Source organism: Arthrobacter sp. ov407, from assembly GCF_900102895.1.
Taxonomy (GTDB): Bacteria; Actinomycetota; Actinomycetes; order Actinomycetales; family Micrococcaceae; genus Arthrobacter.
This window is the reverse complement of record NZ_FNGD01000015.1, coordinates 86,392-99,564: the sequence shown is the minus strand read 5'-3', so window position 1 is coordinate 99,564 and position 13,173 is coordinate 86,392. Positions and strand designations below refer to the sequence as shown.

Annotated in this window: 8 protein-coding genes and 1 pseudogene; 3 read left to right on the top strand and 6 right to left on the bottom strand. The window is 66.2% G+C overall.

Annotation, left to right across the window (positions count from 1 at the left end):
* Window positions 1-328: 328 nt before the first annotated feature.
* The 3 genes from BLS42_RS17590 (at window position 329) to BLS42_RS17580 (ending at window position 4,297) form a co-directional block, all read left to right on the top strand.
* Window positions 329-1,297: a GNAT family N-acetyltransferase gene (locus BLS42_RS17590; RefSeq protein WP_176803507.1), complete on the top strand. Its 969-nt coding sequence runs from the start codon at window positions 329-331 to the stop codon at window positions 1,295-1,297.
* Between the two features lie 489 nt (window positions 1,298-1,786).
* Entirely contained in the window at window positions 1,787-3,292 is a 1,506-nt protein-coding gene (locus BLS42_RS17585; RefSeq protein ID WP_090583491.1) for a CBM96 family carbohydrate-binding protein, read from the top strand.
* Between the two features lie 156 nt (window positions 3,293-3,448).
* A complete protein-coding gene (locus tag BLS42_RS17580; RefSeq protein WP_090583489.1) occupies window positions 3,449-4,297 on the top strand; it encodes an SDR family NAD(P)-dependent oxidoreductase in 849 nt (282 codons plus the stop codon).
* Between the two features lie 160 nt (window positions 4,298-4,457).
* On the opposite strand, the gene BLS42_RS17575 is transcribed toward BLS42_RS17580, so the two are convergent.
* The 6 genes and pseudogenes from BLS42_RS17575 to BLS42_RS17555 all read right to left on the bottom strand — a co-directional run bounded on the left by BLS42_RS17575 (window position 4,458) and on the right by BLS42_RS17555 (window position 12,781).
* A complete protein-coding gene (locus BLS42_RS17575; protein WP_090583487.1) occupies window positions 4,458-6,287 on the bottom strand; it encodes a putative bifunctional diguanylate cyclase/phosphodiesterase in 1,830 nt (609 codons plus the stop codon).
* Between the two features lie 206 nt (window positions 6,288-6,493).
* On the bottom strand, window positions 6,494-6,820 hold the full coding sequence (locus BLS42_RS17570) for a GYD domain-containing protein (RefSeq protein WP_090583485.1): 327 nt from the start codon (window positions 6,818-6,820) through the stop codon (window positions 6,494-6,496).
* Between the two features lie 145 nt (window positions 6,821-6,965).
* Window positions 6,966-9,068: a putative bifunctional diguanylate cyclase/phosphodiesterase gene (locus BLS42_RS17565; protein WP_371129610.1), complete on the bottom strand. Its 2,103-nt coding sequence runs from the start codon at window positions 9,066-9,068 to the stop codon at window positions 6,966-6,968.
* Between the two features lie 138 nt (window positions 9,069-9,206).
* Window positions 9,207-10,127 (bottom strand): putative bifunctional diguanylate cyclase/phosphodiesterase, encoded by a 921-nt coding sequence (locus BLS42_RS20870; RefSeq protein ID WP_371129609.1) that lies wholly within the window; start codon window positions 10,125-10,127, stop codon window positions 9,207-9,209.
* A gap of 67 nt (window positions 10,128-10,194) precedes the next feature.
* Window positions 10,195-11,508, bottom strand: a pseudogene (locus BLS42_RS20865) (diguanylate cyclase domain-containing protein); the annotation flags it as partial.
* A 100-nt stretch (window positions 11,509-11,608) separates the two neighbouring features.
* Window positions 11,609-12,781 (bottom strand): glycosyltransferase family 4 protein, encoded by a 1,173-nt coding sequence (locus BLS42_RS17555; RefSeq protein ID WP_090583481.1) that lies wholly within the window; start codon window positions 12,779-12,781, stop codon window positions 11,609-11,611.
* Window positions 12,782-13,173 lie beyond the last annotated feature (392 nt).

The following is a 13,173-nucleotide window of genomic DNA, read 5'->3' as shown; positions in this document are numbered from 1 at the left end:
AGCTAAGACCCACAGCGCCGATGGTACTGCACCCGGGAGGGTGTGGGAGAGTAGGTCACCGCCGGAACATCATTACGGTCGAGGACCCCCAACCACGTTGGGGGTCCTCCCGCATTTAAGGCGCCCTTCCCAGGTGGGCATGGTTAGGGTAAGCGCGGGTTCTAGACGAGACCACCGGACTCACGCCATAATGCACACCACCACACAGCAACCCTCACAACGATTGACACCACCCCACGGGACACTACCGCCAGGGGTGCCGGACTCGTTCCGGGATGGGGTTGCGTCTGGTGGTGGATGCAGGAAGACGTCGTGGAGGGAGAGTCTCATGACCGCACAGGAAACCGGGCCAAACAGCGTCGGGGGCCCGGTGACAGTCCGCCCGCTGCGCGAGACGGACCTCGATCGAGCTGACGAGATCTGCAGGGTGGCGTTCGGGACGTTTCTCGGGATACCCGATCCGTTCGGGACCGCCGACTACGTCCACACTCGCTTTGCCGCCGATCCGCACGCCGCCTTTGCCGCGACGGTCGACGGCGATCTCGCCGGATCGAACTTCGCGGCCAACTGGGGCAGCGTCGGGTTCTTCGGACCGCTGACCGTGCGTCCGGACCTGTGGGACCACGGCGTCGGCAAAAGCCTGATGGAACCGATCATGGGCTGCTTCGAGACCTGGGGGAACAACCACCTCGGCCTGTTCACCTTCTCGCATAGTCCGAAACACCTTGAGCTCTACCGCCGGTACGGCTTCTGGCCCCGATTCCTGACCGCCGTCATGCGCAAGCCGGTCGGGGACCGTGGCGCGGTGCCCGGCCGGGTGACGTATGCTGAACTCTCCGCCGCAGAGCGGCCCGACTACCTCAGCGCCTGTCGCGCCCTGACCGATGCCGTGTACGAGGGTCTGGACCTGGCACGCGAGATTGTGGCGACGGACGCGCAGGGGCTCGGCGACACCGTGCTGCTGCCGGGCGAGTCGGGACTCGACGGGCTGGCCGTGTGTCACTGCGGACCGGGCTCGGAGGCCGGCGCGGATGTGTGCTTCGTCAAGTTCGGCGCCGTACGCCCCGGTCCGCAGGCCGCTGACAGATTCGAACGACTACTGGATGCCTGCGAGCACCTGGCTGCCGAGCGCGGACTGGGTCAGCTCGAGGCCGGGATGAACCTGGGCCGCCCGGATGCCTATCAGCGCATGGTCGCCCGCGGTTTCCGCACCGGGTTGCAGGGCGTGACCATGCACCGGCCCAACGAGCCCGGCTACAGCCACCCCGACGCCTACGTGATCGACGACTGGCGCTGACATCCCCGTCCCGCTGCCATCATTCTTGCGATACCTGCGCCAAGGCGCGTCGCCTGAAGATCCTCGATGCGGCGACGCTCGTGTCATTCGTGGCAATCACGATCGTTGCCCTTTGGCCGGGGCGCACGGCAAAGACTGGACGGACACGTAATGCACCGGGGAGTAATTGGAGAGTAGGTCACCGCCGGAACACCATTCAGGTCGAGGACCCCCAACCACGTTGGGGGTCCTCCCGCATTTAACGCACAAATCGCTGATGAATCAGGCGAGCAGTTCTGGCAATGCGTAGGACCGAAGGAAACCTTGGGAATACCTTTAACCGATGGAAACCTTGAGAATTCCTTTAACCAATGGAAACCTTGGGAATACCTTTAATCGGCCAGCTATTTTAGACATGTGCATTGTGGGGCTCTATTTGACCGGCTAGGGTTTGGATTCCTACCAGCCGCCGGGGCGCAGGGTGCGTCGACCGGACCTATTAGGAGTCCCATGATGCGCGCAGATCCTGGTTTCGCCCTGGGCAAGAACAGTACTAAAGGTCATCGGTTTAGCCGCTTCTTCTTGGGGCACCGATGGATTTCTCTGGCGTCGGTCTTTTTTCTTGTGGCCGCCACACTTTCCCTTATTGCCGGCCCCGCAGAAGCCGCCACCCTGACGTTTTCTACGACGGCTGATGCCGTCGTGAAGCGTGACAGTCCCACGATTAACTTCCGGACGGCAACAGGCCTAAAGGCTGACAACTCGCCGGTCGAAATGATCTTCCTCAAGTTCATGGTCTCCGGCACTGCGGGCAGCACCGTGACCGGCGCCAAGCTCCGGCTATTCGCTACGGATCCATCCAACTCGGGCGGCCAATTCCGACGGGTCCTCAACAACTCCTGGAGTGAAAACACGATCACATTCAACAACGCGCCCGTTGCGGAAACGCCGATTGTGGCTTCGCACGGCGCTGTTGCCGATAACACCTTTGTGGAGTTTGATCTCTTCGGTGCGATTAAGGGTGACGGGACGTATTCGTTCCGCATCAGCAACACGTCCTCCGACGGCGTCATTTACAGCTCCAAGGAGACTTCAGTCGCCTCACAACGGCCATTATTGACTGTCACCACGAACACGACGCCGCCGCCCCCTCCGCCGCCGCCCCCGCCGCCGCCTCCACCTCCTGGCGCCAACCCGTGCGGAACGGCGACCGTGCCGCCGGCGAAATACGACCACGTCATGTGGGTGCTTTTTGAGAACAAGACCTATTCACAGGTCATCGGGAACGCCAGTGCGCCGTACATGACAACGAAGGCGAACCAGTGCGCCTCGGTTTCCACCTGGAGTGACGCAGGCACGGGCTTGCCCTCGTTGCCGAGCTATCTGGCCATGACCTCGGGCAGCACGCAGGGCGTCACTTCTGATTCCAACCCGAGCGGCATGCCGCCCATTACTGCCGACAACATCTTCCGGCAGGTGCGGACGTCCGGCCAGTCCTATAAGAGCTACATGGAGGACATGCCGTCGAATTGCCGGCTGAGCGCGTCCGGCCTGTACGCAGAGCGGCACAACCCGGAAATCTACTACCAAGGGCCGGGGGACAGGGCGGCGTGCGCGATCAACAATGTGCCGCTCGGCAACGTGAGCGCGGGACAGCTGGCGAGCGACCTGGCCAACAACACTCTGCCGAATTTTTCCATGGTCGTGCCGAATGTCTGCAATGACATGCATGACTGCAGCGTCGCCACGGGCGACACCTGGCTTTCGCGATGGCTGCCGGTCATCTTGAACAGCCAAAGCTACCGGGCGGGACGAACGGCGATATTTGTAACTTTTGACGAAGATACTCCGGTACCGAACTTCGTGGTGGCTCCATCCGTGGTCCCGGGCACCGTTATCCAGGGCAGCTACAGCCACTACTCCCTGTTGCGAACCACCGAGGAGATGCTGGCCATCGGCCCGAAATTGCAGAACGCCAGCACGGCCCTGAGTTTCCGGTCGCCGCTGCGCATCTAGGCGCTGGAGCCGGTGCTTTCCCAGCGGATTCACGGGAAAGCACCGGCTCGTCCGGAACGTTCTTCCGGTTGGGCTCGTTAGAATTCGTCGGGCTGGATTCCAAAAAGAGCTGGATTCCAAAAGATCAGCCCAACGCTTCGTTCTAAGGACACCTCAATGCCCGAGCGCACTATCGTCATCACCGGAGCCAGCGACGGCATCGGCGCGTCCGCCGCGCGGACCTTCGCCCGGCAGGGGGAGCGCGTGGTCGTCGTCGGGCGTTCCGCGCAGAAGACCGAGGCGATCGCGAACGAAATCGGCGCCGACTTCTTTGTCAGTGACTTCGCCGATCTTGCCCAGGTGCGCACCCTGGCCGCGCAGCTAAAGGAAAAGTACCCGCAGATCGACGTCCTGACGAACAACGCCGGCGGCATCATGGGCCCCCGCGAGCTGACCGTGGACGGCCACGAGACAACCTTCCAGGTCAACCACCTGGCCCCGTTCCTGCTCACCACCGAGCTGATCGACGTCCTCGTTGCCAGCAAGGCCACAATCATCAACACCTCGAGCGTCGCGAATTCGCTCTTCGGCAAGCTGGACATCGACGACCTCGACGCGGCCCGCAGCTACTCCACCAACCGCGCCTACGGCAACGCCAAGCTCGCCAACATCCTCTTCACCACCGAACTCCACAACCGCTACAACACCGAGGGGATCTCGACGGCGGCGTTCCACCCCGGCGGCGTGGCCACCAACTTCGCGGCCGACTCCACGAGCCCCATGCGCCTGGCCTACAAGTCGTTCCTCAAGCGCTTCATGCTGACCCCCGACCAGGGCGCGGACACCCTTGTGTGGCTCGCCAACGCCACCCCGGGCCACGACTGGATCTCCGGCGGCTACTACGCCAAACGGACGCTCTCCAAGGCCAACAAGCAGGCCTACGACGCCGGCCTGGCCAAGGCCCTGTGGCAGCGCAGCGAGGCGATGGTGGCCCAGGACCTCGACAAGGTGGACCGCCGGCAATAAAGCACGGGCAGAGCCTCACCAGCCTCACCGGCAGGCTCGGACCATCCAACGAATTGCCACGAACGGCCGCTAAGCCATGATGCTTAGCGGCCGTTTGCGTCCAATGGCGGCGTCAACGGGCTCCTACGCGGCGACGCCCGACAACAGGGCGCAAGCAGGGTCATCGCGCGGCGTCGACCTTGTCTAGGGCGTTCAGGGCGCTCTCCATGGTCCCGGCCAGCTGGCTGGCCGCGGCCGGCTTGGCGAACAGGTAGCCCTGCAGCGAGTCGCAGCCGCGGTCCATCAGGTACTTGGCCTGCGCGGGGGTCTCGATGCCTTCCGCCGTGACCTTCAGGCCGACGGCATGCGCGGCGCTGATCATGGTGGCGAAGAACGGGAGCTGCTCCTGGCCGGTCTTGATCATGGCCACGAAGGAGCGGTCGACCTTGACGTTGTCCAGGGGCAGCTCCCGGAGCCGGCCGAGTGTGGAATATCCGGTGCCGAAGTCGTCCATGGCAATCCGGACACCGGCCCCGCGCAGCTGGCGCAGCTGGCCCAGCACGTCCGAGGAAGCGTCGAAGAACACGCTCTCCGTCAGCTCAAGCGTGAGTTGGCGCGGGTCAACGCCCGTGGACGCGGCAATCGCAAGCACGTCCGTGGCGAAATCCCGGTGCTGGAACTGCAAGCCCGAGACGTTCACGGCGACGCTGTACGCGGGGTCGCCGGCCAGCCACGGCCGGATCTCGGCGCAGGCGCGGCGCAAGACTTCGTCGCCGATCTCGCGGATCAGGCCGCTCTGCTCCGCCACGGGCAGGAACTGGTTGGGCGGCACCAGCCGGCCGTGCCGCTCCCACCGGGCGAACGCCTCGAACTGCACCACCGAACCGATGCCCGGCGACACCACGGGCTGGTAGTGCACCGAAATCTGGCCCAGCTCGACGGCGCGCCGGAGACCGGAATCGCCGTCGGCCTTGTGCGCCGCAGTGCTCAGCATCTCCGGCCGGAACCGCAGCCAGGTGTTCTTCCCGGCAGCCTTCGCCGCGGTCATGGCGGCGTCGGCCTGCCGCAGCAGTTCCGCCCCGTCCAGCGTCTGCCCCGACTTGGATGCCAGGCCCATGCTGACGCCGGACCGGACCATGGAGCCGCCCACGCGCAGGGGCGCATAGAGGGCCTCGGCGATCCGTTTGGCCACCGCGTCCGCGTTGAGGCACTCGGTCAGCAGCACCGCGAACTCGTCCCCGCCGAGCCGGGCCACGGTGTCATGCGGGCGGACGCAGTTGCGCAGCCTGCTGGCCAACTCCACCAGCAGCTCATCGGCCGCCGAGCGTCCCAGCACGTCGTTGAGGTGCCTGAAGTCGTCGAGGTTCAGCAGGAGGATGTCCACCGGATCCGGGCGGCGCAGGGCCGCGGCGAGCCGCTCGTTGAAGAGGGGGCCGTTGGGCAGCGCGGTCAGCGGGTCGCGGAGGGACCCAGCCTTGAGTTCGTCGTCGTGCTCGGCGAATGCCGCGGGAGCGGCAGCCGCCGCAAGGCCTCCAGAAAGAGGAGTACGACGGCGGAGAAAGTCGCCGCTGAGGTTACGGCCGGCGCTGCCGGCACTGAGGTGGCCTGAGGCGGCGGTGTTCGATCCTGTGTTCGATCCCGAGTTTCCTCCGGCGGTACCGCGGATCGAGAGGGCCACGGACGTTCCGGCGTCGGCCGCTCCTGCCGGGGCGGGGACAAGGGAGCAGGTGATTTCGACCGGGAGTTCGGTGCCGTCGGCCCTGCGGCCCGAGCCTGCGAACGGCTTGCGGGGGTTAGCGGCGTTGCCCAGGCCGGCCAGGACGCCGTGGAATTCCTCCCGCGAGGCCTCGGCCAAAAGCATGCTGTGGTCGGCACCCAGAAGCTGCGTCCGGGCGTAGCCGAAGAGCCGCTCCGCAGCCGGGTTGAGGAAAGAAATGGATCCGTCCGGGCCGACCAGCAAGAGCGCGTCCGGGCTGTACTCCAGCAGTTGTTGTGCGAAACCGGCTTCCACGATGTCTAACAGCCCCCCAGGCGATGAATACGAATTGCGGGCACCTTACGGGGAGCAAGGCGCACTGCGCTGACTGAATCATATGCGGTGCTGGCGCCCCGAACGTGATGGGCGTCATGCCGCAACCAAATGTGTCGAACGCGCCGGCCGCGACGGCCTACCCCGGCACGCAGCCCGCCACCTGCCAGTGGAAGTTCGCCGGGACGTCAGGTGCCTGGAGGCCGGTACTTAATCTGTTCGGCTTTCCGCAGGGCTTCCATCGTTTCGTCGACGGTCAAGAGCACTGTCGTTTCGAAAGAGCTCAGGGCGCCTCCTCCGCTGATCGCCAATGCAACCGCGGCCATGGACACGTTGTCCGGAGCCTCCCATAAGTTATAGCCGTCGTGGGCGCCGAATGCGTACCAGAATCCATGGAGTTTTCCTCCGACCGATTCGATGTATGCCTGGGCGGCCTTTCCGCGGTCCTCGGGGTTGCTCATCAGCCTCGCCCAAGTCTCCGGTGTGTAGCTGAACTTCGACAGATAGAGCGGCATCGTCTCTTCCTTTCGATCGCTGTCGGATGTGCGGATTCACCAAGAATGGCAGTCTGCTGCCAGACCGGCAATGAGCCACATCTACGTTGAGCAGCTGAAATGTCGGCCCGGAGTCCAGCCCCGGAGACGTCCACGGCCAGCCGACCTACCCGGGCAGCGGCACGCCCTCGAGGTCGGCGATGGCCGCCGCCGAGTTCCCGACGGCCCGCTGCCGGGCCGCCCCGGGTTCCGGGCGGGAGAAGAGGAAGCCCTGCAGGGCATCGCAGCCGTGGTCCATAAGGTAGCGTGCCTGCGCCGGCGTCTCGATGCCCTCGGCCGTGACCTTCAGTCCCAGGCTTTTGGCCATGTGGATCATGGAGGTCAGGATGGGGAGCTTTTCGACGCCGGTCTGCAGCATGGACACGAAGGACTTGTCGATCTTCACCACGTCCACCGGCAGGTCCTGCAGGCGGCCCAACGAGGAATAGCCGGTCCCGAAGTCGTCCAGGGCCACCCGGATGCCGGCCTCGCGCAGGGTCTCGAGCTGGCCGATGACGTGCGAGTGGGCATCGAAGAACACGCTCTCGGTCACTTCCAGGACCAGCTGGCGCGGGTCCACGCCGCTCCACGCCGCAATGTCCAGGACGCGCTCGGCGAAGTCCCGGTGCTGCAGCTGCACGCCGGAGACGTTGACGGCCAGGCTCCGGAACGGGTCCTCCGAGAGCCACGGGGCGAGCTCGGTGCAGCTGCGCCTGAGCACCTCGGCCCCGATCTCCCGGATCAGGCCGCTGCGTTCCGCGGTCTCAATGAAATCGTCCGGCGGGATCAGCTCGCCGTCCCATTCCCAGCGGGCCAGGGCCTCAAACTGCACCACCTCGAGCCGGTCACTGGAGATGACGGGCTGGTAGTGGACCATGATCTGCCCCAGCTCCACCGCACGCCGGAGACCGGCCGTGAGCTGGGTGCGCTCGAGCAGGGCGGCCAGCATCTCGGGCTGGAAGTGCACATAGCAGTTCTTCCCGGCCTCCTTGGCCGCATACATGGCCAGGTCCGCCTGCCGCAGCAGTTCCGATGACGTCTCCGTCCCGGCGTCGCGCGATGCCACGCCCAGGCTCAGGCCCGGCCGCATGAGGGTTCCCTCGATGGAGACCGGGGCGTTCAGGGTGCTGACCACACGCTGGGCCACGGTGTCGGCGTCCCGGCAGCCGACCAGCAGGACCACGAACTCGTCCCCGCCCAGCCGGGCGACGGTGCCGTGCGGACCGACGCAGTTCTGGAGCCGCCGGGAGATCTCGACCAGCATCTCATCGCCGGCTTGGTGGCCCAGGACGTCGTTGACTTCCTTGAAGTCGTCCAGGTCCAGGAGCAGCACGTGCACCGGTTCCGGGGTGAGCAGGGCCGCGGCGGCCCGTTCATTGAAGAGCATCCGGTTGGCCAGTCCCGTGAGCGGATCCTGGAACGCCAGTTCCTTGAGCTTGCCCGCCTGTTCGGCCAGTTCGTCCATGGCGCGGCGGGCCTGGTCCTGGGCTCGCCGCCGTGAGGTGATGTCTCGGAAGTTCCAGATCCGTCCCACGATCGCGTCCGCCACTTTTTGCGGGCGCGAGTAGAGCTCCACGGTACGGCCGTCGGTGAACTCCAGGATGTCGTGGCTCTTCATCAGGCTGTCCGCGTAGAGCGCTGCAACCTTCTGCCGGAAGTAGTCGGGATCAACCAGCTGGTCCGCGATGAACCGCACCAGCGCATTGGGGTCCTCGGCCGCGATCAGCTCCGGGGGCATGCCCCACAGCTTCAGGTACTGGTCGTTGATCCCGGTGATTTGGCCCTCGCTGGAGACCATGACGATTCCGTCGGACGTCGATTCCAGCGTGGCGTCCAGAAGCGAGACGGCCAGCCGCCGGCCGGAATCGCAGTCGTTGCGGTGCTCGGCGTCGCGGACGGCTACCGCCATGGCCGTGCCGGCGTCGACACTCACCAGCGAGCACGTGATCTCCATGGCGAGTTCCGAGCCGTCCCGGCGCCGTCCGACGGCGGCGAACGGCCGGCTTCGGGCCGGGCTCTTGCGGCCCAGCCGGCCGAAGACCCGCAGGAAACCGCCGCTGGCTTCCTCCGAGAGAAGGATCGTGTGCTGAACGCCCAGGAGTTTCTCGCGGGGGTAGCCGAACAGCCGTTCCGCGGCCGAATTCACGAAGGCGATGGTCCCGTCCGCGGTCAGCAGCAGAAACGCATCAGGACCCTGCTCCAGCAGGTCTTCACCAAATCCAGTTCCCACGACGATACCGGCCCCCAAGCGACGGAAGTTCATTTCAGCGATGATGTTCCCGGCCGAGGTGCCCGGATCAATACGTTTCCCTGAATCATAGGGTCCTTCGGCCCTGTGTCCAGCACATCGGCCACGGAACTTTGCGGGTCACAGGTTGCCGGGCACGCGATCGCCCCGCAGCGCGGCGATGGCCCGGGCCGCCCGGTCCAGCGCAGGCTGGAGCGCGGCCTCTGGCTGGGGATTGGAAAACAGGAATCCCTGCAGGGAATCGCAGTCCAGATTCATCAGGTAGTCGGCCTGGGCGGCCGTTTCCACGCCCTCTGCCGTGACGGTGAGGCCCAGTCCGTGGGCCATGCCGATCATGGCGTTCAAGATGGGCAGCTGTTCCGTGCCGGTGTTGATCATGGAAACGAACGACCGGTCGATCTTCAGCGTGTCCACGGGCAGGTCCTGCAGGCGTCCCAGGGAGGAAAAACCGGTGCCGAAGTCATCCAGCGCCACGCGGACGCCGGCCGTGCGCAGGCTCATGAGCTGCTGGATTATGTGGCAGTCGTCCTCGAAAAAGACGCTCTCCGTGACCTCCAGGACCAGCTGGCGCGGGTCCACGCCGCAGGATTCCGTCACGGCCAGGACCAGCTCGGCGAAGTCCCCGTGCTGCAGCTGGACGCCGGAGACGTTCACGGCCAGGGACCGGGAGGAGTCCTCTTCCAGCCAGGGCTTGAGCTCGGTGCAACCGCGCAACAGCACTTCGGTGCCGATCTCGACAATGAGGCCGCTGCGTTCCGCCGCCGGAATGAACTGACTGGGCGGAACCAGCGCGCCGTCGCGGATCCAGCGTGCCAGGGCCTCGACTTTGGTCACTGTCCCGCTGCCGGCGCAGACGATCGGCTGGTAGTGGACGGCGATCTGTCCGCTGTCCACGGCGAGCCGCAGGCCTGCTTCGAGGTCGTTGCGGTCCACCAGAGCCTTCATCATCTCCGGCTGGAAGCGCATGTACCGGTTCTTCCCGGCGGTCTTGGCGGCATACATCGCGACGTCGGCACGGCGCAGGAGTTCGGAGGCGTCCACGGGCGGCCTCCCCGATTGAGGCGAGCCCCAGGCTGAGGCTGGGCCGCAACATGGTGCCGTCGATCCACACCGGGACGCGCAGCGAGTCGACGATCCGGGCAGCGACCGACTCGGGCTCCAGCGAGTCAAGCAGGAGCACCACGAACTCGTCGCCGCCCAGTCGGGCCACGACGTCGCTCGGCCGGACGCATGTGCGCAGCCGCCGGCCGACCTCAATGAGCATCTGGTCCCCGGCGTGGTGGCCCAGGATGTCGTTGACTTCCTTGAAGTCGTCCAGGTCCAGGAGCAGGACGTCCACGGCGGTGCCGGGCGGGCCGGCGAGGGCGCTAGCGAGGCTGTCGTTGAATAGTTGGCGGTTGGACAGCCCGGTCAATCCATCGCTGAACGCCAGCGCCTTGAGCTGGGCGGACTGCGCGGCGAGGTCTGCCATGGCCCGGGTGATCCGGTCCTGGGCAACCCTGGCCGCGGTCACGTCGCGGAAGCTCCACACGCGTCCGACCACCTGGTCCGCGACTTTCTGCGGGCGCGAATAGCGGTCAAATGTCCGGCCGTCGTGGAATTCCAGGATGTCCTGGCTTTCCGCCGCGGGATCGGCGTAGAGGGCCTCGACCTTCTCGACGAACTGGGCGGGATCCCGCAACTGGTCCAGGACGAAGCCCATGACGGCCTCATCGTCCCCGGTGGCCAGCATTTCCCGCGGGATGCCCCACATGGTGAGGAACTGATTGTTGACCCCGGCGATCTCGCCCTCGCTGCTGACCACGAGGATGCCGTCGGCAGTGGATTCGAGCGTCGCGCTCAGCAGCGACATGGCCTCGCGGAGGCTGTCATCGTTCTCCGGCCGGTGCGAGGTGTCCCGGATCGCGGCGATCATGCTGGCAGTACCATTACCGGTGCCGTCCCCGGTGCCTGTACCGGTGACGAAAATAGATCCGGCCACCTCGGCCTGGAATTCCGTGCCGTCCCGCCGCACCCCGTAGGCCTCCACGGGAGCGGTGTCGGTGTCAGTTTCGGCGGCAGCGCCGTCGTCGTCGGTGTGGGCGTGGGCGTCGCGGCGGAGGTTGAAGAACAGCCGCTGGAGCCCGTTCCGGAACCCCTCGGCGAGGAGCATTCGGTGGTCGGAGCCCACGAGCTCGCCGCGGTCGTACCCGAACATGCGCTCCGCGGCGGCGTTGACCATCCTGATGGTCCCGTCCTCGGCCACCACCAGCAGGGCGTCGGGGCTGGATTCCACCAGGTCGCCGTAGCCAGGGACTGCATTCAAGCCTTCCTTTAGGGCTGCGCCGGGGCCTTCCTCCGGGTACGACGACGCCGTCACCCGGCTACCGCCTTTTGAATCTGAGACCAACCAACCATTTAGAACCCTCCCATCGGAAATCATAGGCGTGCCGAGGCTCCCTTGAGCGTCAACACGTGGGCGGGGCGGGTCCAGGCCTGCAGGGGAGGAACAAACACCCCCGTTGCCCTATCACCTATGGTGCTTATGGCCCGGGTTTAGCAGCCATACGTGATAGGGCAACGAGGGGGGAGCGGCCGGTCGCGGGCTCCCGGATCACGGCCTTGTAATGGCCGACGAGTTCGGCCCCGAGGACGGACCACGTCCGCCCCTGGACCGAGGTGTGCGCCGCCGTGGCGAACGCGCGGCGCTTGGCGTCGTCGCCCATCAGGTCCATCACCCGGGCACGGAGCGCGGCGAGGTCGCCGGGTTCGTACAGCCAGCCGGTCCGCGAATTCTCCACAAGGTCCAGCGGTCCGCCACGGCCAGTGGCCACCACCGGCACGCCAGACGCCATGGCCTCCTGGATGGTCTGGCAAAAGGTCTCGAACTCGCCGGGATGGACGAAGAGATCGAAGGACGCCACGGCCCGGGCGAGGTCGTCGCCGCCGAGGAAACCGGTGAAGATCGCCTGCGGCAGGGCCGCTTCTAGGGCCGGCCGCTGGGGCCCATCGCCGACGATCACCAGCCGGGTCCCGGGAACATCCGCCAGCACCGCCAGATCCTCCACCTGCTTCTCGGCCGCCAGCCGGCCGACGTAGCCGATGAGGCGCTCGCCGCCGGGCGCCACGGAAGCCCGCCAGCCGGCGTCGCGCTTCGCGGGGTTGAACCGCTGCGTGTCCACGCCGCGCCGCCACATGTCCACGCGCGGAATGCCGCGGCCGCGGAGCTGGTTCAGCGCGAAGGTGGAGGGGACCAGGGTGCGCGAGGCCAGCATGTGGATCTGATCCACCCGGTTCCAGGCCCAGTTCTCCAGGAAGGGGACGCCGTAGCGCCCCGCGTAGCTGGGGACCTCGGTCTGGTAGATGGCGACCGTGGGGATGCCGAGTTGGTGGGCTGCCTGCGCTGCCCGCCAGCCGAGCACGAACGGGGACGCGAGGTGAACGACGTCGGGCGCGTAGTCGGCAAGGATTCGCTTGACCCGATACACACCGCCCATCGCCACGCGCACGTTCGCGTAGCCGGCCAGCGGGACCGAGGGAAGCCGGTGGACGTGGGCGCCGTAGACCTCGTCCGGGACGTCCGTGTCCTGGGTGGACGGCGCGATCACGAGCACCTCATCCCCGCGCTCCTGCAGATGCTCCAGCACGCGCAGGATGGAGTGGGTGACCCCGTTCATGAGCGGCAGGAATGATTCGGCGACGATTGCGATCCTCACTCCTCCACGGTGCGGGCGGCGGCTTGCGGCGCGGGGGAGCGGGCGTGGCCGGCAGGGGAAGAGTGGGTTAACAGGTGGGCGCGCTCAGGCGGAAACGGCAAAGTGGCGGCCCCAAAAAGGGCGGGGAGAGAGCCGGAAACTGTCGGGAATCGTCAAGAGGGCGTTGCCTATTGCGGCCATGCGTTCACGGCGCAAACCCGACGAAGCAGCGGTGCCGGACGGCATGACGAAAGACGAGCTATAGCGGATCGGGCCAGTTGCCGACCGGGAAGCGGGCGCGGATGCCGGAAACCGGACCGCTACGCGCACGCATATTGCCTTCCATCAGAAATACCTCCAGAGGCTACGGAACTTCAGAATACGCCGGTCGCCTCCCAGCGTCCAGAGGCCGT

Bases quoted from the DNA above. Each gene is read 5' to 3' on its own strand.
- BLS42_RS17570 (WP_090583485.1), bottom strand. From the start codon at position 6,820: ATGCCGCTCTATCTGTCGAAGTTCAGCTACACACCGGAGACTTGGGCG.
- BLS42_RS17585 (WP_090583491.1), top strand. From the start codon at position 1,787: ATGATGCGCGCAGATCCTGGTTTCGCCCTGGGCAAGAACAGTACTAAA.
- BLS42_RS17580 (WP_090583489.1), top strand. From the start codon at position 3,449: ATGCCCGAGCGCACTATCGTCATCACCGGAGCCAGCGACGGCATCGGC.
- BLS42_RS17590 (WP_176803507.1), top strand. From the start codon at position 329: ATGACCGCACAGGAAACCGGGCCAAACAGCGTCGGGGGCCCGGTGACA.